Origin of the sequence: Rhizobium sp. GCM10022189 (genome assembly GCF_042656325.1) — a bacterium.
GTDB lineage: Bacteria > Pseudomonadota > Alphaproteobacteria > Rhizobiales > Rhizobiaceae > Rhizobium.
The window spans coordinates 129,589-153,014 of the sequence record NZ_JBHSOR010000002.1; the positions used below are offsets into that span (position 1 = coordinate 129,589).

Genomic DNA, 23,426 nt, shown 5'->3' on the forward strand with positions numbered 1-23,426 from the left:
CCAGCCATGAAGCCGCCGACAGCGGCGAGGGGAGATCATGAAGGATATTCTGGAAGAGCTCGAACGCCGCCGTGGTATTGCCCGTCTCGGCGGCGGGCAGGCACGCATCGACGCGCAGCACCAGCGCGGCAAGCTGACGGCGCGCGAACGCATCGATCTCTTCCTCGACGAAGGTTCCTTCGAGGAGTTCGATATGTTCGTCGAGCACCGCTCCACCGATTTCGGCATGGACAAGAGCCGCATTGCCGGCGACGGCGTGGTGACGGGCTGGGGCACGGTCAACGGCCGCACGGTCTTCGTCTTCGCCAAGGATTTCACCGTTTTCGGCGGCTCGCTTTCGGAGGCCCATGCCGAGAAGATCATCAAGGTGCAGGATATGGCGCTGAAGAACCGCGCGCCTGTTATCGGCATCTACGATGCGGGCGGCGCGCGCATCCAGGAAGGGGTGGCCGCCCTCGGCGGTTATGCCGAGGTCTTCCAGCGCAATGTGCTGGCATCCGGCGTCATTCCGCAAATTTCCGTCATCATGGGACCCTGCGCCGGCGGCGACGTCTATTCGCCTGCCATGACCGACTTCATCTTCATGGTGCGCGACACGTCCTACATGTTCGTCACCGGCCCCGATGTGGTCAAGACCGTCACCAACGAGACCGTGACCTCGGAGGAACTCGGCGGCGCAACGGTGCATACGACGCGCTCCTCGATTGCCGACGGCGCCTATGACAACGATGTCGATACGCTCAGCCAAGTGCGCCGGCTCATCGATTTCCTGCCGCAGTCCAACACTTCGCCGGTGCCGGAGATCGAATGTTACCAGTCGGTGACAGACGCCGACAGTTCGCTGGACACGCTGATCCCGGCCAATGCCAACAAGCCCTACGACATCAAGGAACTGATCCAGAAGGTGGCGGACGAGGGGGATTTCTTCGAGATCCAGGCAAGCTTTGCCAAGAACATCGTCTGCGGTTTCGGGCGCATCGAGGGATCGACGGTCGGATTCGTCGCCAACCAGCCGATGGTGCTGGCCGGCGTGCTCGACAGCGACGCGTCGCGGAAAGCTGCGCGTTTCGTGCGCTTCTGCGACTGCTTCAATATTCCGATCGTCACGTTCGTCGACGTGCCGGGCTTCCTGCCGGGCACGGCGCAGGAATATGGCGGGCTTATCAAGCATGGCGCCAAGCTGCTGTTTGCCTATGCCGAGGCGACGGTGCCGAAGCTGACGGTGATCACCCGCAAGGCCTTCGGCGGCGCATATGACGTGATGGCCTCGAAACACCTGCGCGGCGACCTCAACTATGCCTGGCCGACGGCGCAGATCGCGGTCATGGGCGCCAAGGGCGCCGTCGAGATCATCTTCCGCAAGGACATCGCCGATCCCGAAAAGATCGCCGCTCATACGAAAATGTACGAGGATCGCTTCCTGTCGCCCTTCGTGGCGGCCGAACGCGGCTATGTCGACGAGGTGATCATGCCGCATTCGACGCGGCGGCGGCTGGCGCGGGGTCTCAAGATGCTGAGGAACAAGGATCTCAGCAATCCCTGGAAGAAGCATGACAACATTCCGCTATGATCGAATAAGGGAGCCTCTTCAGGTGTTTACCCACTGTCGAAGTTGTGAACGCCTGTCAGCAAACCGTGTCTTCAATCCCTGTTAGGGACGCGGTAACGCTCGGCAGCACACCATTAAGGAGAGTCTTTATGTCAACTTTCGAGCGTCTGTCTGCCTACCGCCCCTATGGTCTGGCCGCTCTCAGAATCATGACCGCGCTTCTGTTCATCGAGCACGGCATGATGAAGCTTTTCGGCTTTCCGGCCGCCCAGGGCGACGGTCCGCTGTCCACGCTGTTCCTCATTGCCGGATTGCTGGAGCTTGTCGGCGGCATCCTGATATTGATCGGTTTCGCCACGCGGCCGGTCGCCTTCCTGCTGTCGGGCGAAATGGCGATCGCCTATTTCATGGCGCATATGCCGCACAGCTTCTTCCCGGCCCTCAACCAGGGCGATGCGGCAATCCTGTTCTGCTTCGTCTTCCTCTACCTGTTCTTTGCCGGCGCCGGTGCGTGGTCGGTCGATAACAGAAACGCGGCAGCCTGACAGATGAGGCTGCGGGCGGTTGAGCGCCCGCAGCCTGCTTTCCATTTCCGATATTTCCTTATCAGGCCGTCAATTTGAGGCCGGCAATGCCGGCGCCGATCAGCGCGATGCAGATCAGGCGGGAAGCCTGCGCCGCATCGCCCAGAAGCCAGATGCCGAGCAGGACGGTGCCGACGGTGCCGATACCGGTCCAGATCGCGTAGGCCGTGCCGATCGGCAGGGTTTTGACGGCAAGTCCGAGCAATATGACGCTCACCACCATGGAAATGACCGTGAGGATCGTCGGGACGGGACGGGTGAAGCCATCGGTATATTTCAGACCGATCGCCCAACCGCATTCAAAAAGGCCAGCGAGAAAAAGCAGAAACCAGGCCATCATACTCTCCTTGTCAAGAGCGAGGCCGTCCCCGCGACTTTTGCGACCGGGGCAAGCCCGAGCGCCGCAGTCGTCTGCGTCGCATGTGATATGGACGAGGGAACGGCTCACTTCAAGCTAGGAATTGGCATAGCTGCCATGCCACCCGATTTCCGCCTGGTTGCGCACTTGGCTCAGACGTTCTTCGCCCTGCGGCAAAGACGGTCGAAGGTTTCGAGGAAACGCGAGCGATCCTTGGGGCTGAAGGCAGCGTTGTAGCCCTTGCTCTCGCCGGTTTCGCGCAGGTGCGCGCCGAGATCGCGCATGGCGCTTGCCATGCCGATATTGGTTTCGTCGAAGACGCGGCCTGTCGGGCCGGTGACGAAGGAACCCTTGGCAACGCAGCGGACCGCCAGCGGCACATCGGCAGTGACGACGACATCACCTCGACCGGCATTGTCGGCGATCCAGTTGTCGGCGGCGTCGAAAGCGTTGGAGACGATGACGTTGCGGACCATCGGATCGCGGGACGGGCGCAGGCCGGAATTGGCGACGAAAGTCACTTCCAAACCGAGACGTTCGGCCACTTTCAGGATTTCGGGTTTGACCGGGCAGGCATCGGCATCGACATAGATCATGGCGAGACCTCACGCCGGCCGAGTGGCCAGCTGACGGACCATATCGATATGGGGAATGCCGTCTTCCAGATATTCCTCGGAAGTCTTGACGAAACCGAAGGATTCGTAGAACCCGCGCAGATGTGCCTGCGCGGACAAGGCAACGGGATTTTCCGGAAAGAGCTTTTCGCAGGCGGCGACCGATTCTTTCATCAAGGCATCGCCGAGCCGCTTGCCCCTGTGGGCAGGGGAGACGACGACGCGGCCGATCTTTGCCGGATGATCTCCGCCGTACGGCTTCAGAATCCGCGTCGAGCCCAGCAGTTCGCCGCCGTCCATGAGCCGCAGGTGCAGGGCGTCGATATCCTTGCCGTCCAGTTCCGGATAGGGGCAGTTCTGCTCAACGACGAACACATCGACGCGCATTCTCAGGAGATCGTAGAGCTCCCGCGCGGAGAGCTCGTCAAGCCCCTTGAGATCGACCGTATAGCTAAGTGGAACCATCAATACAAAACCGCGCTACGGATATTTTTGCCGGAATACATAAGCTCGAAGCCTTGGTTGTTTCTTGGAACGGGTGGCTGGCAGTGCTCGACAAGACAAGTCAGTGGATGCCGCCGTTCGGTAAAGGAGAACCTTCCTCCATATGCTCGTCACCACGCAGATATTGATGAAAATTTAGGCCGTAAGCAAATGGCTGGTCTCTTGGGGGCTCCTGCGGATCGGTCGAGTACAGATAGATGCGGCCAGTGGCGTTGAACCCGACGTGCCGTCCTATCTTGACGGCCATATCCGTAGCTTCGTCTCCATCCGCGGCCCAGGCGTGCATCGAAAAGAAGGCAGCCGCGCCTTCCGTGGTCTCAAAATCCGGATTGGCCTCAGCGATCTCCCCGTCGGCAATCACCGTGAAGTGACGGAAAGCCGTTTTCAGCTTTCCGTACCTCAGTTTCAACTTCCAGTTTTTCAGCAGATTCATGAGCGATCAGTAGAGCACGACGCTGCGGATGCTCTTGCCGGAATGCATGAGCTCGAAGCCTTCGTTGATCTTTTCGAGCGGCATGGTGTGGGTGATCATCGGATCGATCTGGATCTTGCCCTCCATGTACCAGTCGACGATCTTCGGCACGTCGGTGCGGCCGCGCGCACCGCCGAAGGCCGTGCCCATCCAGGTGCGGCCGGTGACGAGCTGGAAGGGACGGGTGGAGATTTCCTGGCCGGCGCCGGCAACGCCGATGATGACCGACTTGCCCCAGCCGCGGTGGCTGGCTTCCAGCGCCTGGCGCATGACCTTGGTATTGCCGGTGCAGTCGAAGGTGTAATCGGCGCCGCCGATCTGGTCGGCACCGCGCTTGGTCATGTTGACGAGATAGGGCACGATATCGGCGCCCACTTCGGATGGGTTGACAAAATGCGTCATGCCGAAGCGTTCGCCCCAGGCCTTCTTGTCGTTGTTGAGATCGACGCCGATAATCATGTCGGCGCCGGCAAGCTTCAGGCCCTGGATGACGTTGAGGCCGATGCCGCCGAGGCCGAAGACGATGGCCGTGGCGCCCATCTCCACCTTGGCGGTGTTGATGACGGCGCCGATGCCGGTCGTCACCCCGCAGCCGATATAGCAGATCTTGTCGAAGGGCGCGTCCGGATTGACCTTGGCGACGGCGATCTCGGGAAGAACCGTGTAATTGGCGAAGGTCGAGCAGCCCATATAGTGGTGGATCTTGTCCTTGCCGATCGAAAAGCGCGAGGTGCCGTCCGGCATCAGGCCCTGGCCCTGGGTCGCGCGGATCGCGGTGCAGAGATTGGTCTTGCGCGACAGGCAGGAGGGGCATTCGCGGCACTCCGGCGTATAGAGCGGAATGACGTGATCGCCCTTCTTCACCGAGGTGACGCCGGGGCCGACATCGACGACGATGCCCGCGCCCTCATGGCCGAGAATGGCCGGGAAGAGGCCCTCCGGATCGGCGCCGGAAAGGGTGAAATCGTCGGTGTGGCAGATGCCCGTCGCCTTGACCTCGACCAGCACTTCGCCGGCCTTCGGCCCTTCCAGCTGAACGGTCATGACCTCAAGCGGTTTTCCTGCCTGAACGGCAACGGCGGCGCGAACATCCATGGTCGATCTCCTCGTGATTTGCGTGGTGGATTCTTGCACGCCGCAAGAGGATGGCTCAAGCGGAAAAAGCCGTGTGCGTTTCCTGAGATCAGCTTCGCCGCCTCGGGCATTTCCTGAAAATCGGCTTCGCCTCAGGCGAATTCCATGATGACGGCATCGACCGCCAGGCTTTCGCCGGGCGCGGCCTTGATCTTGCCCACGACGAGATCGCGCTCGGCACGCAGCACGTTTTCCATCTTCATGGCTTCGACGACGGCCAGCGTTTCGCCTGCCTTGATCTCCTGGCCCTCCGAGACGGCAATGGAGACGACGAGGCCCGGCATGGGGCAGAGCAGCAGCTTGGACGTATCGGGCGGCAGCTTGACGGGCATCAGGCGGTCAAGCTCGGCATGGCGGGGCGTAAAGACCCGCGCCTTGACCGACAGGCCCTGCCAGTCGATGCGCAACCCGTTCAGGATCGGGCGGATCTGCGCCGTCACCGGTCGGCTGGCGATCCTGCCGTGCCAGACCGGATCGCCCGGTCTCCAGTCGGTGACAACGGTTTCGGTACGGCCGCCGACTTCCATTTCCATCTCGAAGGGAATGGTCACGAGGCCATCGACCAGTTTCACCGGCACGTAACTGCCGCCGAGCTTGACGACCCATTCCTCCCGCAGCGGGCCGCTTGCCTGGCGCAGGCGATCGGCGAAACCCTCGCGGCGGGCAGAATCGATCAGGCTGGCGGAGAGCGCGATGGCCGCAAGCGCCGCTTCTTCCGAAGCGTCGGGCGCCATCGGCGCGAATCCATCGGGATATTCCTCCGCTATGAAGCCGGTGGAGAGGCGCCCTTCGCGCCAGCGCGGATGTTTCATCAGCGCTGCGAGGAAGGGAACGTTGTGCTCGATGCCGTCGACCACGAAAGCGTCGAGCGCCTGGCCCATGGCTTCGACCGCCTGCAGGCGGCTCGGCGCCCAGGTGCAGAGCTTGGCGATCATCGGGTCGTAATACATGGAGATTTCGGCGCCCTCGAAGACGCCGGTATCGTTGCGGATGACCACATCGCCGGTGCGGCCTTCGGCCGGCGGGCGGTAGCGCGTCAGCCGGCCGATCGAGGGCAGGAAGTTGCGGTAGGGATCTTCCGCATAGAGGCGGCTTTCGATCGCCCAGCCGTTCAGCCTTATATCCTTCTGCGCGAAAGCCAGCTTTTCGCCGGCGGCGACGCGGATCATCTGCTCGACGAGATCGATGCCGGTCACGAGTTCCGTCACCGGATGCTCGACCTGAAGGCGGGTGTTCATTTCGAGGAAATAGAAATTGCGGTCGCGGTCGACGATGAATTCCACAGTGCCGGCGCTCTGGTAATCAACGGCCCTGGCGAGCGCCACCGACTGCGCGCCCATGGCGGCGCGGGTCTTCTCGTCGAGGAAGGGCGAGGGCGCTTCCTCGGCGACCTTCTGGTTGCGGCGCTGGATGGAGCATTCGCGCTCGCCGAGATAGACGACGTTGCCATGCGCATCGGCCAGAACCTGGATTTCGATATGGCGCGGATCGACCACGTATTTTTCGATGAAGACGCGGTCGTCGCCGAAGGAGCTTTTGGCCTCCGAGCGGGCGCGGTCGAAACCGTCGCGCACTTCCGCTTGCGTCCAGGCAATGCGCATGCCCTTGCCGCCGCCGCCGGCCGACGCCTTGATCATCACGGGATAGCCGATCTCGGCAGCGATCCTTTCGGCATGGGCGGCGTCCTCGATCACGCCGAGATAGCCGGGAACGGTCGAAACCTTGGCGGCATTGGCAAATTTCTTCGATTCGATCTTGTCGCCCATCGCCATGATGGCTTTCGGCTTGGGACCGATGAAGACGATGCCTTCCTTTTCCAGCGCTTCGCAGAAGGAGGCGCGTTCGGACAGGAAACCGTATCCGGGGTGGACGGCTTCGGCACCGGTCGCCTTGCAGGCGGCGATGATCCTGTCGGCCACGAGGTAACTTTCGGCGGCAGGCGCCGGACCGATATGAACGGCCTCGTCGGCCATTTCGACATGCAGGGCATCCCGATCCGCATCCGAATAGACCGCAACGGTGGCAATGCCCATGCGGCGCGCGGTCTTGATCACGCGGCAGGCGATCTCGCCGCGGTTGGCGATCAGGATTTTCTTGAACATCGAGACTCCACCCAGGAAATGCGTTCCGGAGTTTTACGCATAAAAAGCCGGAACGCACAATTGGGCTGAAGAATCAGAGGCAGTCTGAAGATTCGGCAGGTCAGGCAACTGCGGCGGCGACGACAGGCTCTTCATCGATGATCCGCAGCCAGCGGCTTCGCCTCGGCTGGGTATAATCCCTGAGTTCCACCGCGGCCATGATCTCGCCCCAGCGCTGATGGTTGGCGCCGGGCTGGGCCACGGCGTCGATGCGCTGCAGGACGCCGTATTCGACCGGCGAGACGCCGATGACGCCGCCTTCGCTGACGCTGCGCAGAATCCGCATGACGTAATCCACGTCCTGGCGCGTGATGCTCTTGCGGTCGGCGGCGCGGGTCAGCCTGTAGCCGCCGATATCTTCGGCGAGCGCCAGGCGCAGCTGGTCGAGCGCAAGCGCGCGCAGCTCATCGGGCACATGGGCGGAAAGTTCCATGACGTGCAGGATGAGCTCGAGTTCGAGCGCGGAATTCACCACGCCGTCGGTCGTGAACATGCGCATGATCCATGCGACGTTGATCTCGTCCAGCGAGCCCTGCGGATAGGTGTAGTCGACGATGAAGCCTGCCAGCTGCTCGATGAAGAACGTATTCCACTCGGAGCATTTTTCGGGGCAGGAATTATTGAGCGCCAGCATCACCACGACATGATCGGATGTCCGGATTCCCTCCGGAAAGGTGTGTTTGCGCAGAAGTATGATGTCTTCGGCCGTCAGCCGATGCTTCCCGGCGATGACACATGCCGGAAAAGCGAGACGAAACTCACTCATGTTTTATCTCCAGACTTCATCATGAAGCCGGAAATGGTTCTATCGGTCCCGAATTGAAGATCCCTCAAGAAGGAAAGTTAACCGCCGATTTGGCGTTTCATGCGGATTTTAATGATCGCGCCTGCAAACGCTCGCGCCAGATGATGAAAAGGCCCGATGCAACGATGATGGCGATGCCGATCCATTTGGAAACATTCGGAAAATCGCCGAAGAGGGCATAACCGAGCACGGTTGCCGAAATGATCTCGAAATACTGGAAGGGTGCCAGGAGCGAGAGCGGCGCAAGACGGAAAGCCTTAACGACCAGCATGTGCGCATAGCCCGATATCGTGCCGAGAATCAGGAGGAGCACGAGGCCGAGCCAGGAGGCGGGCAGGGAGGGCGTGAAGTCGGCATTGCCGAGGCCGTTTCCGACAAACATTGCGCCCGCCATGAAGATCGTGCCGCCAATGCCGGCCATGGTCTGCATCGTCAGCGGCGAATCGGCCTCGCCGATGGCGCGGTTGAGGAAGAGATAGAGCGAGAAGAGGAAGGCGCAGAAGACCGGCAGCAGCGCCTTCAGGCCGAAGATCTCGTAACTCGGCTGGATGACGATCATGGCGCCGCCAAAACCGACGACGATCGCCAGCCAGCGCCGCCAGCCGACCTTGTCGCCCAGGAAGAGCGCCGAGAGCGCCGTCAGCATGAAGGGCTCGACGAAATAGATGGCGAAGACATCGGCAAGCGGCATGTATTTGACGGCGACGAAGAAGAGCAGGCTGGCTGCGCCATGCAGCGCGCCGCGCAACAGGTTCATCCACGGGCGCCTGGCCGACAGCGCCTGCCTGCCGAACATGGCAAGGAGGATCGGCAGGGTGCAGACGAGCTGGAAGAAGAAGCGGTAGAACGTGACCTGTCCCGGCGACATGGCCTCGAAGGTCGCCATATATTTGGCGATCGCGTCCATCGTCGGCAGGATGGCCATGGCGCCGGCCATGATGGCCATGCCCTGGAGCGGATTCTGTGCGGAAGGAGATTCGGACATGGCGGCTGCTTCTTGCGGGTGGTGTCATCAACCACAGGAAGGCAGTCCGATCAAGGCCGGCAATCAGGGACAGTGCAGCATATCCTTGACGGTCTCGCCGAAGACCTCTTCGAAGGCGGCACGCAGGCGGATATCGGCATCGGCCATCGTCACCAGCAGGCCGAGATCGACAAGGCTGGTGACGCCATAGGCCGAGATGCCGCAGGGCACGATGCCGTTGAAATGATCGAGATCGGGATCGACGTTCAGCGACAGGCCGTGAAACGTGACCCATTTGCGCAGGCGTATGCCGAGGGCGGCAATCTTGTCTTCCGCCATGGTGCCGTCCGGCAGAAGCGGCCGCTCGGGCCGGCGGACCCAGACGCCGACACGATCCTCGCGGCGTTCGCCGCGCACGTTCATCGAACCGAGCGCGCGGATGATGACCTCTTCGAGCGCGGCCACGAAGGCGCGCACATCCTGCCGGCGCCGCTTCAGATCGAGCATGACATAGGCCACACGCTGGCCGGGGCCGTGATAGGTATATTCGCCGCCGCGGCCGGTGGCGAAAACAGGAAAACGATCGGGCTGGACGAGATCCTTGGCATCGGCGCTGGTGCCGGCCGTATAGAGCGGCGGATGTTCCAGCAGCCAGACAAGCTCGTCGCCGCCCTCGGAAATCGCCGCGACTTCGCGCTCCATCGTCTCCACCGCTTCCGGATAGGGAACGAGCCCGTCGGAGATACGCCAGCGCACGGGGCGCGAACCGGCTTTCGGGAGCATGGAGAAATCGAGATCGGTGCGTAGCATGGCAGTCCCTGGCGCTATCCGCAAAAAGGTGAGGGCGGTCGCGGGCCCTATATGGACTTCGGCGGCGCGCGATTCAATCGCTCTTTGCGGCTCAGCCTGCGTCGTGGCCGGGACGCCGGCCGCACGCATTGCGCCAGGTGCTGGGGATAAGTCGGGCCGCTTCTGGAAAGAGCTGCAATCATGTGGATATTGTCGGCGCGCAAATCATCTTATTGGGGTAATTCATGAAACGCATATTTTCCTCCGCGCTGCTCGTCGCGCTCCTGTCCGGCTGTGCGATGACGCTTCCTCTCAAGGGACAGACCGAGAGCGGCGACGAGAAATTTACGGGCAAGGCAACAGGTTATGCCGATGGCGCCGGGACACTGGAACTGACGAGTACCAAAGGCCTCAAGTGCAACGGCAACTTCGTCTACGTGACGCACCGTAACGGCGAAGGCACTTTCACCTGCAGCAACGGCCAGAGCGGCTCGTTCACCTTCGTCTCGACGGGCGTGCGCGGCACGGGTTCGGGCTCGATCGGCAGCCGCAAATTCACCTTCACGTTCGGCTGATCGCACACCGCGACGGCCTGGCGCCGATCAGGCATCAGGCGCGGCGATCCGGTCTGCCGCGCCTTTTCGACATCCTTCGATGCCGTATCTCAGTCCATGATGAAATGCGGGACGAAGCGGGAGAGGTTCTGGGTGATCGGCGACTTGTCCTCGCGGATGCAGATGCCGCAGGCTTCGCCGGCGACGACCCAGGAACCGACCACGGCATAATCGTCGCCGAATTGCGGAAGCAGGCAGGCTTCCTGCACGATATAGCCCTCCGCGCCATAATCTCCGTCCACCGCGACCGTCACTCCTCCCGATGTCAGCGTAACGTTGGCGCCCTCGCGCGACAGGAGCGGTTTTCGGACCGCGTTTTCGAGGCGCAGCGCCTGCGGGTCGTCGGCGAAATAGGCGGGCAGAAGGTTCGGGTGGTTCGGCGCCATCTCCCAGAGAACGGGCAGCAGGCCCTTGTTCGACAGCGTCATTTTCCACAGCGGTTCGTGGATCTTGGTGCCGGTGGAGAGCAGGTGCTGGCCGAAATCCTCGTGGACCATGAATTCCAGAGGGTAAAGCTTGAAGAGATCCTCCATGCGCCGATCCTCGAGATCGGTGAACCAGCTCTCGGCATCGACGCCGATCTCCTCCATATCGAGCAGCACGACTTCGAAGCCTGCCTGGAACGCCACATCGGCAAGATATTTCGTCGTCAGGTAGTCTTCCTCATTGTCGGTGACACAGCCGAAATGGAAGACGCCGCTATCGCTCGAATTCTTGAAATACCGGAAAGCGTCGATCAGCTTCTCGTGGATCGAATTGAACTGATCGGCACCGGCATCGAGCCGGCCTGATCGCTTCATGTCCTGGAGCCATTCCCATTGGACGACCGCGCTTTCGAAAAACGACGTCGGCGTGTCGGCATTGAATTCGAACAGCTTTGCCGGACTCCTGCCGTCGTAGCGCAGGTCGAAGCGGCCGTAGATATCGCGCTCGGACCATTTCCAGGAACGCCGGATTGCCTCATGGAACTCGGCCGGGATCGCCATGCGCGTCATCAGGGCGGGATCGGCGCAGATGCGGTCCACCGCCCCGTAGCAGAGCTGCAGGATCTCGTTGGTCGGGTCTTCGAGATCGTCCTCGATCTGAGCGAGCGTGAATTGATAGGCGTTGCGCTCGTCCCAATAGAGTTCGCCATACATGTGGTGGAATGTGAAATCCAGCGCTTCGAGCTTCGGGATCCAGTCCGGCCTTTCGCCTGTCGCGATACGCTTCATCTTGAGCCCTCAGGACGCGGAAGAGTGACGCGTGCCGAAACCGGAGCGGGCAAGCGTGGTCGTACGGACATCGGGACTGAAGCGGGCTCCATCGGAATAAGTCATCTTGAAGCCGCCGACCTTATTGGTGACCAACTGGCCGGCAGCGTTCACGAAGCCCGAGGCATGACTGCTTTCATAAAGTGCCGATGCCGGTACCGCCGGATAATAAACGCCATTGGCGCTCGTTTCGGGCTGGCCGATGAGATAGCCTGATTGATAGGGGCTGTAGTGCCCTCCGCCGGCAACATGTACCGAACTTGTCACCTCACAATGGCCGTTGCCGAATTCCTCCTCGCAATCCTCGCGATTCTGATAGGAAGGTGCATTTTTCAGATGTTCGGCGCGGGCAGTCTCGAAGCTGTTCTTGCAGTCGTCAGGACCGAACTTGCCGTCCTCGAGGCACTCGTCGAGCGTCCTATAGGCCGCCGTCTCGGTCTCGCCCATGGAATTGACTGCGAGATAGATCCCGAAAACAAACGTTCCAAGAATGGCGAGCTTCACGCCTCCTTTGGTATATCGGTAGCGATCTTCCGGTGTCATGCGGTCCCCAAATCGTTCGATGCCATGCGCTTGCGCAGGCAGAGCGAGAAAGCGCCAAGCGGAAATATCCGGCTTGCGTTCAAATACGTCAAAAGGCTGGATTGGTTGCGAGCGGGTCTATCCCGCACGATAACCGGTTTCGGCGGCCGATCGTCCGTCTGGCGTCTCGTCAAAAATTGCCGGTCGAAATCGTCTTCATGAAATGAACATCCCTGAAACCTTAACCGTTCCAGTTATGTTCTCAATTCCAGATAGAAGTCAAGCGATAGATTGCGCACCAGAATTGCAGTCGATGCCGCCAGGGTTTGCTCTGCTATCGAGGAGAAGGGATATCGTCGGAAAGAGCCTTGCTCTCCGGCAGCGAGATCCGAACGAGAGAACTAAACCTTTGTCCAAAAAAGAAAAAACCCGCCGAAGCGGGTTTCTTTGGTGCGGTCGAGAAGACTCGAACTTCCACGGGTTGCCCCACAGCGACCTCAACGCTGCGCGTCTACCAATTCCGCCACGACCGCATCGTGGTAGGGCCGATTTGCGTCGGCGAGGCAGCATGTAGCAAAAGCATCTGACGGACACAAGCACGATGTGACAGTTTTTTTTAAAAGCTTGTCCGGGATGTGGATTACGCCGCACGAGACATTGAAATTACAAGAGAAAAGGGCCGGAAACCGGCCCTTTTCCAGATCCTGTCAGTGCATTTCGCGGCAGGCTTCGGTGCGGCTGGCACCGCTGTCGGCGCCTTTCTGGCGCCAGCCCTTCGGGCCGACCATGCTGTGGCAATCCGGAAGCGGCTTGATGCTGGCGGTCGCCGTATTGTCGACCTTCGCAGGCTTTGCCATCGCTACCGGCGCAAAGCCGTCGCTATCGTTCGTATAGTCGCTGGAATAGGCCGGAGGCGTCACGTGCGTCGGATAATGGACCGGCTTTGCCGGTGCGACCGGGGTCTGGTAGAGGCCGTCGCTGTCGTTGGAATAGTCGTCGTTGTACTTCGTCTGCTGTGCGAAGGCCGCACTGGCGAGGCCGACGGCAAACAGGGTGGCGGCAGCGGCGAATTTGATGCGCATGGGGCTATTCTCCTCAATCTGTTGTTGAATTCAACAACGTAAAACCAACCCTCGGCAAGACCAAGTCCGCTCCCCAATTTTGGCAATTTTGTGAGAAAAGTGACAGCAGCGTTGCGGCGTTTTGTCCAAATGAAATCACATATTTGTCAATGATTTTTGACGGGCGCGTTACCTTAGCCGGCACAGTTAATCGACTGAGATGTCAGGGCTTTCACCCACATTACAATGCTGCAATCTTTAATTGATTAACTATTTGTAACTTTAGAGACGTCGAAACCGGAAAACCATCCGTTTCCGGGTTTTGAAATGTGGCGATTTCGTGTCTTTTCGCCTCAATCCTCTGAGCGATGCGGGCATCGACGCCGGTCGCCTGCAGGTGGTTGCGCATGTGATGCACACTATCGGTTCGGCCGCTCATGGCCTGGCCTTCAGCTTTTCGTCTTTTCCCACTTTCTGACCAACCGCTCACGCTTCAGCCGCGACAGGCGCTGCAGCCAGAAAATGCCGTCGAGCTGATCGACCTCGTGCTGGATGCAGACGGCGAGGAAGCCTGACGCCTCTTCCTCGTGGCGATTGCCCTGAAGATCCTGATAGCGAAAACGGATCGCCTTCGGGCGCGTGATCTCGTCGGTAGCGCCCGGCATGGAGACGCTGCCTTCCATATGGACCATCGTCTCGTCGGAAAACCACGATATTTCCGGATTGGCGTAGATGCGCACGTCACCCTTGTCGAGTTCCAGCACGGTCAGGCGCTGGAAGACGCCGATATGGGCCGCGGTGATGCCGACGCCGGGGGCTGCGCGCATGGTCTGCAGCAGGTCGTCCGCCAGTTCGGACAGGGCCGAATCGAACGAGTTCACGGGTGCGCAGACCGTTTTGAGACCGGGATGCGGATAGCGGAGAATCGGGCGGATCGGCACGGCTGGGCTTCCCTTCGACAAATGGCAGCGGAAACTATAACCGTCCACCGGCATTGTCATCAGAAAGCACGGGTTTGCGCTTTACGGCAGAAATGCTTTCGGCTAGCAGGGCGGTCAAGGATTCCGGCTTTGGCGAGGGCAGGGCGGAATTCGCTTATCCGCTTGTTGACAATGCGTTTTCAGCCAACATTTTCGAATGCGGCTCGATAGTCTTTGAAATCAGATAGAGATGCGAGGGCGGCAATGACGACGACCGATACCGAAGACCGCATTCGCAAACGTCCGACGGACGAAGACGTCGATATCTATAACGAAGACGGCAATGTGCGCAGCGATTTCCTGGCGCGGCTGGGTGCGGCCATTGCCGATCGCGACACGTTGTTTCTGCGCCAGAACGTCGCGCGCCTGCACGAATCGGAAATAGGCGACCTGCTGGAATCGATCCAGCCGGATCAGCGACTTGCGCTGGTGCACCTGCTTGGCGACGATTTCGACATGACGGCGCTGACCGAGGTGGACGAGACGATCCGCCGCGAGATCGTCGACCAGCTGCCGAACGAGCAGATTGCCGCGGCCATCGGCGAGCTGGATTCGGACGACGCCGTCTACATTCTCGAGGATCTCGACCAGGAGGACCGGGAAGAGATCCTGGCGCAGCTGCCCTTTACGGAGCGGGTGCGCCTTCGCCGCGCCCTCGATTATCCGGAAAGCTCGGCCGGGCGCCGCATGCAGACGGAATTCGTCGCCGTGCCGCCCTTCTGGACCGTGGGGCAGACGATCGACTACATGCGCGAGGAAGAGGATCTGCCTTACTCCTTCTCGCAGATTTTCGTCATCGACCCGACCTTCAAGCTGCTCGGCGCCGTCGATCTCGACCAGATCCTGCGCACCAAGCGGCAGACGAAGATCGAAGCCATCATGCGGGAAACGAACCACCCGATTCCGGCCGAGATGGACCAGGAAGAGGCGGCCCAGCTCTTCGAACAATACGACCTTCTCTCGGCGGCCGTCGTGGACGAGAACGAACGGCTCGTCGGCGTGCTCACCATCGACGACGTGGTGGACGTGATCCACGAAGAGGCGGACGAGGACATCAAGCGCCTCGGCGGCGTCGGCGACGAAGAACTGTCCGACAACGTGATCTCGACCGTGCGCTCGCGCTTCCTGTGGCTGCTCATCAATCTCGGCACGGCAATGCTGTCGGCCAGCGTCATCGGCCTGTTCGACGGCTCGATCGAGAAGATGATCGCGCTTGCCGTGCTGATGCCGATCGTCGCCTCCATGGGCGGCAATGCCGGCACGCAGACGATGACGGTGACGGTGCGCGCGCTGGCGACCCGCGATCTCGACATCTACAATGCCGGCCGCATCATCCGAAGGGAGGCGGGGGTCGGCATCCTGAACGGCATCCTCTTTGCCATTCTTCTCGGCGTGATCGCCGGCACCTGGTTCCACAACTACCAGCTTGGCGCCGTCATCGGCGCGGCGATGATCATCAACCTGATGGCGGCAGCGCTTGCCGGCATCCTTCTGCCGCTGCTGCTCGACAAGATGGGAGCGGACCCGGCCATCGCCTCGTCCGTCTTCGTCACGACGGTGACGGACTGCACCGGCTTCTTCGCCTTCCTCGGCATCGCGACATGGTGGTTCGGCATCTGAACCGTGGCCGAAATTGACTATTACGTAAAAGTCAATAATATGTCAGGTCGATGACGGGGATGAGATGCTAGTGAACAAATACTATACCATAACGGAGCTGACGCGCGAATTCGGAGTGTCGACGCGCACGCTTCGCTTCTATGAAGACGAGGGTTTGATCCATCCGGAACGGCGCGGACGCACGCGGCTTTTCCGCCCGGCCGACCGGCGGCTCATTCAGGAAATCCTGCGCGGCCGGCGCATCGGCTTCACCATTGCCGAAATCCGCGAGATCATTCAGGTCTACAAGGAGCCGCCGGGCGAGCTCGGCCAGCTCAAGCTCCTGATGAAGCGCGTCGATGAAAAACGCGAGGACCTGCGCCAGAAGCGCAAGGATATCGACGAAACGATCACCGAACTCGACAATATCGAGGAGGCCTGCCTCGGCCGCCTCGCCGAAATCGGCGTCACCACCTGATTATTGCTGGGGCTGGGGCTGCGGTTCGGACTGCGGCGCCGGCCCGGGCTCTATCTGAGCGCTGCAGAGGCTGGCAAGCGCCATGATCCGCTCGTCGTCGGCCTTGACCGCACCTGTCTGGAACGGCGCAAAGAGCTGCTGCGCCTGCAGCTGGTCGAGCGTGCACTGGCAGAAGCTGCGGCAGAGCGCTTCGCCCTGTTCGACCGTGCAGGAGGCGTTGCACTGGCGCAGATAGGTCGCAGCCGGATCGGGCTTTGGCGGCGCGATGACGAAGGTCAGGCCATAGGCGATGGCGATCAGCACCGGCTGGTGGACGAGGTAGAAGGCGAGGCTGTGGCGGCCGAGACGCGCAAGCCATGTGCCGCCCGTGCCCAGGGACGCCAGCCGCTGCGGCAGGTTCGTGCGCAAAGCGAGACGCGTGAGGCTCATGCCGAGGAAGAGGGCGGTCGCCCAGGGAAAGAGCGGCACATAATCGTTCGACCGGTCGGGCATGGCGGCAAAACCGAGCCAGGCGAAATATTTCGGATCGAGCAGATGTGAATCCAGCACGCCGGGCATGACGAACGTATCGGCGATCCAGGCGACGAACAGCGCAAGCGTGACAAGCAGCGTCACGGGCAAGGGCAGACGCAGGAAGATGATGCCGATCAGGCTCAGAACCGCGATGCAGTGCAGGATGCCGAAATAGATCCACTGGCCGGGCACGAAATAGGCCGTTGCAGCCGATATCAGCAGGGCGGCGCCCGCAATCATGGCGAAGCGCTTCCAGAAGGAAGGCCAGCGGATTTCCGGCCGGCCTGACAGCACAAGGCTGACACCGACGATGAAAAGGAAGGTGGTGGCGATTGCGCGGGCGTAGATCTTCAGCCAGCCGGTCTCGGCCGTTCCGGGCGCAAGGTAGCCCATGAATTCCAGATCCCAGCTGAAATGGTAGGTGGCCATGGCAATGAGGGCCGCGCCGCGGGCCGTATCCACAAGGCCTATCCGCGGCGGTCTTGCCTCAGCCGCCGCTTCCGTTGCCGGCACCGTCATTCACAATCCCCCGGACAGTTCGTCACCGTCGGTCGCTGACGGCTTGCTGGGCACAACAGGAGAAAGATGGAGATTTGGTGGCGGGTTCGCGTCCATGATGGCAAGGCGCGCTTCCGAAAAGAACTGCCGGCGGGCGAGGACGAAAACGACGATGGATGTCGTGCCCATGAAAACATAGGGATTGATGAACCAGCCGAGATAGCCGATCGACAGGAAAATCGCTCGCAGGCCCTCGTTGAAATGGCCGCCGGCGATGACGTTCATGCGGATGACACGCTCTGCCGCCCGCTCGGCGGCAATGATGTCCTTCTCCGAATCGTGCACCATCGGAATGCCGCCGAAGAGAATGGTGCAATAGTTGAAGAGCCGGTAGGACCAGCCGAACTTGAAGAAGGCATAGCCGAACAGGGCGGCAAGTCCGCCGACCTTCATTTCAAAGGCGGCGTGGCCGCTGTGGAAGACGAAGGGCAGGTCGGCGAAGACCGCATCCACCTTCTCGGTGGCGCCGAGCAGGGCAAAGCAGCTGCCGATCGCGAAAATGGAGGTCGAGGCGAAAAAGGCCGTGCCGTTCTGCAGGCCGGCCATGATCTGGGTGTCGATCATCTTCAAATCGCGGCGCAGGGAATTATATATCCATTCACGCCTTCGCTCCGCCATGGCATGGGTCAGGCTCGTGCGCCCGAAGAAGGTCTGGCCGTGCAGCAGCCAGGAATAGCCCATCCAGATAAGGATAAAGAAGGCAAGCGCGATATAATCCGCGGTCGTCATCATCAGCGAGTCAGTTCCCGTATAAACGCGGCCACTCTACAGATGCATTCGAATGCTGCAATGACCGGCAAGATGAGAATCGCTAGCAAGATGGGCTGCGACACACTACTGTCCCGGCCGATGTCGCACCGGTTCAAGGCGATGTCGGTCCGCCGCGCGGATGCCGAACCGGGCTCGCATAATCTGCATCGTGAATTTTGGAAGGCGCCTTCATGTTTCTGTCGGTATTCGATGTGTTCAAGATCGGTGTCGGGCCGTCGAGCTCGCATACGATGGGGCCGATGACGGCAGCCAACCGGTTCCTTGATCTCATCCTGTCCAACGAATGGCCGCGTCCTTCCGTCGGCGCGCAGGTTGCCGCCATCAAGGTCAGCCTGCACGGTTCGCTCGCCCATACCGGGATCGGCCACGGAACGGGCAGGGCGGTCATCCTCGGCCTGATGGGCGAGGCGCCCGACGCGGTCGATCCGGATCGCATGGACGCGATCATCGACGGCGTGGAAAAGAGCGGCCGGATCACGCCGGAGGGACATCCGCCCTACCAGTTCCAGCCGAAGACCGACCTGGTCTTCGACAAGAAGCAGCCGCTGCCGGGCCATGCCAACGGCATGAGCTTTTCCGCCTACGACAAGGACGGACGGCTGCTCGTCAAGCGCATCTATTATTCGGTCGGCGGCGGTTTCGTCGTCACCGATACGGAGCTGGAGCAGATGCGGGCGCGCAAGAAGGCGGCGCAGGGCAATTACAAGGTGCCCTATCCCTTCGCCACCGCCAGGCAGATGCTGGAAATGGCCGAACGGTCCGGCCTGTCGATCGCGCAGATGAAGCGCGCCAACGAGGAAAGCCAGCGCAGCCGCGAAGAACTGGATGCCGGTCTCGACCGTATCTGGGAAGCCATGCGCGCCTGTATCGAGCGCGGGCTGAAGGTCGAGGGCGTCATGCCCGGCGGCCTCAACGTGAAGCGCCGCGCCAAGCATATTCACGACAAGCTGCAGGAAGAGTGGCGCAGCAACCGTTCCAACCCGCTGCTCGCCAACGACTGGCTGAGCGTCTATGCGATGGCGGTCAACGAGGAGAACGCGGCCGGCGGGCGTGTGGTAACGGCGCCGACCAACGGCGCGGCGGGCGTCATTCCGGCGACGATCCGCTATTACGAGCATTTCCACGAGGACTGGGACCGGAAGGGCATCCACGACTATCTGCTGACGGCAGCGGCGATCGGCGGCATCATCAAGCACAATGCCTCGATATCAGGTGCGGAAGTGGGCTGTCAGGGCGAGGTCGGTTCGGCCGCCGCCATGGCAGCCGCCGGCCTCGCAGCCGTCATGGGCGGCACGCCGGCCCAGATCGAGAATGCGGCGGAAATCGCGCTCGAACATCATCTCGGCATGACCTGCGATCCTGTCGCCGGCCTTGTGCAGGTTCCCTGCATCGAGCGCAATGCGCTGGGCGCCGTGAAGGCGGTCACGGCCGCATCGCTCGCGGTCAAGGGCGACGGCCAGCATTTCGTGCCGCTCGATGCCTGTATCGAGACGATGCGCCAGACCGGCTACGACATGAGCGAGAAATACAAGGAAACCTCGACCGGCGGGCTCGCCGTCAACGTCGTCGAATGCTGATCTCGTCGACGTTTGAATTTCCTGCCGGACGCATGCCGTTGTCGCAAAACCGCTGCACACTTTTGCGCGACATGCTTTAGCCGCTTGACGCTGCCGGCCAAAAGGATTTCAACGGCAGCATGGCACTGAATCTCATCAAGCTCTGCGTCGGCTGCGACTCGATCGAAGACCTGCGCGAATGGGTGGCCGAGCGCTCGCTGCGCGCCATCGCCGCCGGAATGGAACCGCACTCGGTCCACACGACCCGCATGGTGCCGAAGCGCGTGGAAGAACTGCTCGACGGCGGTTCGCTCTATTGGGTCATCAAGGGACAGGTGCAGGCGCGACAGAAGATTCTCGACATCCAGACATTTACGGACGGAGAGGGGATCGGCCGCTGCCATCTGGTGCTTGGTCCGGAAGTCATCGAAACCGCGGTACAGCCGAAGCGGGCCTTCCAGGGCTGGCGCTACTATCCCGATGAGGACGTGCCGCGCGATATCGACAGTCTCGGCGCCGGCATTACGGAAATGCCCGCGGATCTTCGCCGCGAGCTGTCGGAACTCGGCCTGCTCTGAAAGCGTCCGTCTTGCGTCGCAGTTTCTTGAACCGCGCCTACCGCAGGCGCAGCACGACCGGCGAATGGCCGTCGGGCGACGTGATGTGCAGGTGAATATGCGCCTCCGGCTGCGAATAGCGCCAGGCGCGTGCGCCGTGGCACAGAAGCAGGTTGATGAGATCGCGGGTCTTGGCCGATTTCGCCTTCGGGCGCTGCAGGCCGATTTCAGCCAGACGCAATGCTGCCTCGTGCAACGGATGCAGGCCGGTGCGGCCCTTGTTGACCGCCCGGCGCCCTGAAGGCGCATTTGGTACATTCTCGTTGATCGACATCATCTTCCTCGTACGCAATACAAACCGAACTAGGATCGACTGCCGGCGGCGCGAGTACCGCAGCCGGCAGGCAGGGGCGCTGCCACATCAATCATAAGCAGCGCCAGATCGCTCATTGGGCGGCCGCCCAGCACTTGACGCCGGCCTTCTTCAGGGCCTTGCAGGCGTTGACCGCATCCCGCTGGTCATCGAAGCCGCCGAAGCGGGCGCGATAGACCTGATCGCCGTCATTGGCATAGGCGACAGCGAAGGGCTTGGCGGAGCTCAGCGCCTTGCCGCCCTTGGCCTTGGCGCTGGCCAGAAGGTCCATCGCCATTTCGCGGCTGGAGGAGACGCCGATCTGGACGACCCAGCCCGACGGCTGCGGCATGTCCTTGACGACGGCATCCTTGGCGGGCGCAACCTTGGTGGAGGCGGTCGTCAGCTCGTCGACGGACGTGTCCCCCTGTTCCGGCGGCATATAGGCGGGTGCGGGCGTCGGCACGGCGACGGAAGCCTGTTCCTGCTGCTGCTTGATCGCGACGGTCTTGACCTTCGTCGGAGACGGCATCGGCTGCGTCAGCAGGGGATTATCCGTTCTGGGTGCGGCGGTCTCGGCATAGGCGACTTCCGTGCCTGCCGCCTGATAGCGGCTGTCCGGCAGCGGACCCTTGTGCGGCAGGCCAAGATCGGCGGCGGCGGCCGCGACGGGCGGCTGGGTGGCGGCGATCGTCTTCTTTTCAGCCACCTTGGCGGCCTTGGCAGGAGAGACCGGAGCAGGCGTCTCGATCATCTCGGGCATGGGCTTCGCCTGGGCGACGAGCGCGCCTCCGCTGGCGGAGGCCTTCGGCAGGTAGGTGGCAAGCAGCCTGCGCATCTGCGCGTCGCGGGCGGGCGTGGACGCGCCGCCGAGAACCACGCCGACGATCGACTTGCCGTCGACCTGCAGGGAGCTGACCAGATTGAAACCGGCAGCGCGGGTATAACCGGTCTTGATGCCGTCGACGCCGCGCACGGAGCCGACCAGGCGGTTATGGCTGCGGATCACGCGATTGCCGAACTTGAAGGCGCGCGTATTGAAGTAGCCGTAATATTGCGGGAAATGCTGGCGAAGGGCGATGCCGAGACGCGCCTGATCGCGGGCCGTCGTCATCTGCGCGGTATTCGGCAGGCCGTTGGCGTTGCGATAGGTCGTGCGCGTCATGCCGAGCGCATGGGCCTTGGCCGTCATCATCTGGGCGAAACGCTCCTCAGAACCGCCGAGCATTTCGCCGAGCGCGGTTGCGGCATCGTTGGCGGACAGCGTCACGAGGCCGAGGATGCCCTGTTCGACCGTTATCGTGCTGCCGGCGCGCACACCAAGCTTGGTCGGCGCCTGGGCCGCGGCATGAGCGGAGAAGGGGACGGGCGTATCGAGGCGGATACGGCCCTGCTCAAGCGCTTCGAAGGTCAGGTAAAGGGTCATCATCTTCGTCAGCGACGCCGGATATTGCAGGCGGTCGGCATTCTCGCTGTAGAGAACATTTCCCGTCCGCGCATCGACGACGATACCGGCATATTTCGGATTTGCAGCTTCCGCTTCGGCGTTGACCGAGTCGACCGCGACAACCGCGACGGCCATCGAAAAGATCATCAGCACCTTTGCGAGGAAACCGGCAGACCGCGGCGATGGTACGGAGGAAATTGACCTTGACACTATTCCACTCTTCGCTTGCATTTCGGATATTCGGCCCGCCACGCACCCCCTACTGCGCAACCGGCTGTCTTGGAAAACTACCGGTTCAGCGTTACCAATCCGTTTATGATGAATCGTTTCTTCAGACATTTGCGGGGATTTTAGCGGAGTGTTGCAGACCGGCTCAGGAGCCGGGTTTCCACAAAGGTCCTGATCGCGGCATCAATATGGTCCCAGTCGGCCAAATGACGGCTTGAGAACCGGTAAAGCACGCTGAGGTCCTTGCCGACCTTGATATCGCGCTGGCAGTCACCGCTGGTCGCCATGTCGGCAGAGCCGGGCAGGATGCAGCGCACCACATAGGCGGCACCGTTTTCGCGCGGCGCGGTCAGCAGCACTTCGCCGTTGTAGCCGGCATCGGCGCGCAGGCGATGCAGCGTCAGGCCGTGCGCGAAGGGTTCGGCGGCACCCTCGATCAGATGCGAATAGATCGGCTCCAGCCGGCCCGACATGTCCCGCGACATCGTGCCCTGCGTGATCTGCAGGAAAATCAGGCCGGACGACTGGGCGATATCGTCGAAACGCTCGCGCGTTTCCTTGCTGTAGCCCTGCATCTGCGGCCAGGCGAGATAGAGATCCACGCGTTCGGCCGGCCCGTCATGGCGTTCGCTGGGGAAGCGAATCGTATTGGCGGGCAGGGCGATTGTGTCGCGACCGATGGTGAGCGTGATTGCGGCCTCGCTTTCCGTATTGCCGGCAAGCGAGATGTGCCGGCCGAACCAGCGGCCGGCAATGCTGATCGCCACCGTCGCCAGCGCCAGAACCGCAATCGTCGCGGTGACACGGATGAGGAACCGGGTCGAAAGAAGGGGCTGTTCGGCAGGATGGCCCACGGCGGAATGGCTCATCGTCGTCCTCGGATATCGGGCCGCCGTAAGAAAACACGAGTCGTCGGTGCCGGTGATGAATCTCGCGGAGATGATGGGATAGCGGGAGTTAACGGCCCGTTAACTCAACCGGAAGGATCTGCCACAAAAGAAGCGAGCCGCTCCCGGGACAGCG

At 61.5% G+C, this 23,426-nt stretch carries 26 protein-coding genes and 1 tRNA gene; 7 read left to right on the forward strand and 20 right to left on the reverse strand.

The genetic code is table 11. The annotated features are described in order from the left end of the window. Positions 1-37 precede the first annotated feature (37 nt). Positions 38-1,570, forward strand: coding sequence for an acyl-CoA carboxylase subunit beta (locus tag ACFPWW_RS00855; RefSeq protein WP_112757699.1), 1,533 nt, complete (start codon positions 38-40; stop codon positions 1,568-1,570). Between the two features lie 128 nt (positions 1,571-1,698). Continuing rightward, a complete protein-coding gene (locus ACFPWW_RS00860) occupies positions 1,699-2,094 on the forward strand; it encodes a DoxX family protein (RefSeq protein WP_112567712.1) in 396 nt (131 codons plus the stop codon). Between the two features lie 61 nt (positions 2,095-2,155). Here ACFPWW_RS00860 and sugE read toward each other — a convergent pair whose 3' ends face one another. The 9 genes from sugE to lipB form a co-directional block, all read right to left on the reverse strand. Then, on the reverse strand, positions 2,156-2,470 hold the full coding sequence (gene sugE / locus ACFPWW_RS00865; RefSeq protein WP_112567714.1) for a quaternary ammonium compound efflux SMR transporter SugE: 315 nt from the start codon (positions 2,468-2,470) through the stop codon (positions 2,156-2,158). 173 nt (positions 2,471-2,643) lie between these two features. Further along, complete coding sequence (locus tag ACFPWW_RS00870) at positions 2,644-3,087, reverse strand: YaiI/YqxD family protein (RefSeq protein ID WP_377309918.1); 444 nt, start codon at positions 3,085-3,087, stop codon at positions 2,644-2,646. Between the two features lie 9 nt (positions 3,088-3,096). Further along, positions 3,097-3,570 carry a GNAT family N-acetyltransferase gene (locus tag ACFPWW_RS00875; RefSeq protein WP_377309919.1) on the reverse strand — a complete coding sequence of 158 codons (474 nt, stop codon included), beginning with the start codon at positions 3,568-3,570 and terminating at the stop codon, positions 3,097-3,099. Between the two features lie 100 nt (positions 3,571-3,670). Continuing rightward, positions 3,671-4,042, reverse strand: coding sequence for a hypothetical protein (locus ACFPWW_RS00880; protein WP_112756449.1), 372 nt, complete (start codon positions 4,040-4,042; stop codon positions 3,671-3,673). Between the two features lie 6 nt (positions 4,043-4,048). Beyond that, a complete protein-coding gene (locus tag ACFPWW_RS00885; RefSeq protein WP_112756451.1) occupies positions 4,049-5,176 on the reverse strand; it encodes an S-(hydroxymethyl)glutathione dehydrogenase/class III alcohol dehydrogenase in 1,128 nt (375 codons plus the stop codon). Positions 5,177-5,307: 131 nt separating this feature from the next. Continuing rightward, a complete protein-coding gene (locus ACFPWW_RS00890) occupies positions 5,308-7,317 on the reverse strand; it encodes an acetyl-CoA carboxylase biotin carboxylase subunit (RefSeq protein ID WP_112705313.1) in 2,010 nt (669 codons plus the stop codon). Positions 7,318-7,417: 100 nt separating this feature from the next. After that, complete coding sequence (locus ACFPWW_RS00895; protein WP_112705314.1) at positions 7,418-8,122, reverse strand: hypothetical protein; 705 nt, start codon at positions 8,120-8,122, stop codon at positions 7,418-7,420. Between the two features lie 97 nt (positions 8,123-8,219). After that, positions 8,220-9,146 carry a DMT family transporter gene (locus ACFPWW_RS00900; RefSeq protein ID WP_112567729.1) on the reverse strand — a complete coding sequence of 309 codons (927 nt, stop codon included), beginning with the start codon at positions 9,144-9,146 and terminating at the stop codon, positions 8,220-8,222. 63 nt (positions 9,147-9,209) lie between these two features. Then, positions 9,210-9,935, reverse strand: a complete 726-nt coding sequence (gene lipB, locus ACFPWW_RS00905; protein ID WP_377309922.1) for a lipoyl(octanoyl) transferase LipB — start codon at positions 9,933-9,935, stop codon at positions 9,210-9,212. 224 nt (positions 9,936-10,159) lie between these two features. Here lipB and ACFPWW_RS00910 point away from each other — a divergent pair, with 224 nt between their 5' ends. Next, the gene (locus ACFPWW_RS00910; protein ID WP_112567733.1) at positions 10,160-10,489 is read left to right on the forward strand and encodes a lipoprotein; all 330 of its coding nucleotides are present in this window, start codon (positions 10,160-10,162) and stop codon (positions 10,487-10,489) included. Positions 10,490-10,578: 89 nt separating this feature from the next. Here ACFPWW_RS00910 and ACFPWW_RS00915 read toward each other — a convergent pair whose 3' ends face one another. From ACFPWW_RS00915 to ACFPWW_RS00940, 6 genes are all read right to left on the reverse strand, one after another. Continuing rightward, on the reverse strand, positions 10,579-11,742 hold the full coding sequence (locus tag ACFPWW_RS00915; protein WP_377309924.1) for a glutathionylspermidine synthase family protein: 1,164 nt from the start codon (positions 11,740-11,742) through the stop codon (positions 10,579-10,581). A gap of 9 nt (positions 11,743-11,751) precedes the next feature. Further along, a complete protein-coding gene (locus ACFPWW_RS00920; protein WP_377309926.1) occupies positions 11,752-12,324 on the reverse strand; it encodes a DUF1190 domain-containing protein in 573 nt (190 codons plus the stop codon). 427 nt (positions 12,325-12,751) lie between these two features. After that, positions 12,752-12,836, reverse strand: a tRNA-Leu gene (locus ACFPWW_RS00925). Between the two features lie 174 nt (positions 12,837-13,010). Then, positions 13,011-13,385, reverse strand: a complete 375-nt coding sequence (locus ACFPWW_RS00930; protein WP_112567739.1) for a hypothetical protein — start codon at positions 13,383-13,385, stop codon at positions 13,011-13,013. A 220-nt stretch (positions 13,386-13,605) separates the two neighbouring features. Continuing rightward, the gene (locus ACFPWW_RS00935) at positions 13,606-13,803 is read right to left on the reverse strand and encodes a hypothetical protein (protein WP_377309928.1); all 198 of its coding nucleotides are present in this window, start codon (positions 13,801-13,803) and stop codon (positions 13,606-13,608) included. 10 nt (positions 13,804-13,813) lie between these two features. Beyond that, entirely contained in the window at positions 13,814-14,305 is a 492-nt protein-coding gene (locus ACFPWW_RS00940; RefSeq protein WP_112705318.1) for a peptide deformylase, read from the reverse strand. 243 nt (positions 14,306-14,548) lie between these two features. Here ACFPWW_RS00940 and mgtE point away from each other — a divergent pair, with 243 nt between their 5' ends. Together mgtE and ACFPWW_RS00950 are read left to right on the forward strand one after the other, a co-directional pair. Then, positions 14,549-15,964, forward strand: coding sequence for a magnesium transporter (mgtE, locus tag ACFPWW_RS00945; protein WP_112567743.1), 1,416 nt, complete (start codon positions 14,549-14,551; stop codon positions 15,962-15,964). A gap of 64 nt (positions 15,965-16,028) precedes the next feature. Then, positions 16,029-16,421 carry a MerR family transcriptional regulator gene (locus ACFPWW_RS00950; protein ID WP_007826104.1) on the forward strand — a complete coding sequence of 131 codons (393 nt, stop codon included), beginning with the start codon at positions 16,029-16,031 and terminating at the stop codon, positions 16,419-16,421. Here ACFPWW_RS00950 and ACFPWW_RS00955 read toward each other — a convergent pair whose 3' ends face one another. Next, on the reverse strand, positions 16,422-17,453 hold the full coding sequence (locus ACFPWW_RS00955) for a heparan-alpha-glucosaminide N-acetyltransferase (protein ID WP_377309931.1): 1,032 nt from the start codon (positions 17,451-17,453) through the stop codon (positions 16,422-16,424). Continuing rightward, entirely contained in the window at positions 17,454-18,221 is a 768-nt protein-coding gene (locus tag ACFPWW_RS00960) for a DUF599 domain-containing protein (RefSeq protein WP_112568261.1), read from the reverse strand. A 212-nt stretch (positions 18,222-18,433) separates the two neighbouring features. On the opposite strand from ACFPWW_RS00960, the gene ACFPWW_RS00965 reads away from it, so the two are divergent. Together ACFPWW_RS00965 and ACFPWW_RS00970 are read left to right on the forward strand one after the other, a co-directional pair. Then, positions 18,434-19,840, forward strand: coding sequence for an L-serine ammonia-lyase (locus tag ACFPWW_RS00965; protein ID WP_112705321.1), 1,407 nt, complete (start codon positions 18,434-18,436; stop codon positions 19,838-19,840). A gap of 119 nt (positions 19,841-19,959) precedes the next feature. Further along, a complete protein-coding gene (locus tag ACFPWW_RS00970; protein ID WP_112567749.1) occupies positions 19,960-20,397 on the forward strand; it encodes a DUF1489 family protein in 438 nt (145 codons plus the stop codon). A 37-nt stretch (positions 20,398-20,434) separates the two neighbouring features. On the opposite strand, the gene ACFPWW_RS00975 is transcribed toward ACFPWW_RS00970, so the two are convergent. The 3 genes from ACFPWW_RS00975 to ACFPWW_RS00985 all read right to left on the reverse strand — a co-directional run bounded on the left by ACFPWW_RS00975 (position 20,435) and on the right by ACFPWW_RS00985 (position 23,272). Further along, on the reverse strand, positions 20,435-20,710 hold the full coding sequence (locus ACFPWW_RS00975; protein ID WP_112567751.1) for a hypothetical protein: 276 nt from the start codon (positions 20,708-20,710) through the stop codon (positions 20,435-20,437). Between the two features lie 112 nt (positions 20,711-20,822). Beyond that, a complete protein-coding gene (locus ACFPWW_RS00980) occupies positions 20,823-22,406 on the reverse strand; it encodes a serine hydrolase (protein ID WP_377309935.1) in 1,584 nt (527 codons plus the stop codon). Positions 22,407-22,525: 119 nt separating this feature from the next. Next, positions 22,526-23,272, reverse strand: coding sequence for a hypothetical protein (locus tag ACFPWW_RS00985; RefSeq protein WP_377309937.1), 747 nt, complete (start codon positions 23,270-23,272; stop codon positions 22,526-22,528). Positions 23,273-23,426: the final 154 nt, after the last annotated feature.